At 41.2% G+C, this 289-nt stretch carries 1 protein-coding gene; it reads left to right on the forward strand.

The window, feature by feature from the left end:
* A partial coding sequence (locus FS628_RS32200; RefSeq protein WP_222125328.1) for a hypothetical protein occupies positions 1-250 on the forward strand: 250 nt, incomplete at its 5' end.
* Positions 251-289 lie beyond the last annotated feature (39 nt).

Here is a 289-nt window from a genome sequence, read left to right on the forward strand (position 1 = left end):
TAGTGCTGGAAGGATGATTGTTCGACCATTTAAGTGGGTAGGGAGTAGGAGAAAACGTAGTGTAAGTAATGGAAAAGGGAGAAGGGAGAAGAAGGATGAAGGTTTGGGGTGTTTTTTAGGTTTGTTGGTTGGGGTGAAAAGTTCTAACGTCGGTTTGTTTGGGATAAAAAGGAATGTGAAGAGTGAAATGGAGAAAAATAATAAGAGAAAGGGGGGGATGGTAATGAGAATGGGTTTGAGGGGAAAATAAAAGGGGAGATCATCGATCTCGATAAAACGAGTGGTTAAC

Origin of the sequence: Paenibacillus xylanexedens (assembly GCF_007676705.1) — a bacterium.
GTDB lineage: Bacteria > Bacillota > Bacilli > Paenibacillales > Paenibacillaceae > Paenibacillus > Paenibacillus xylanexedens_C.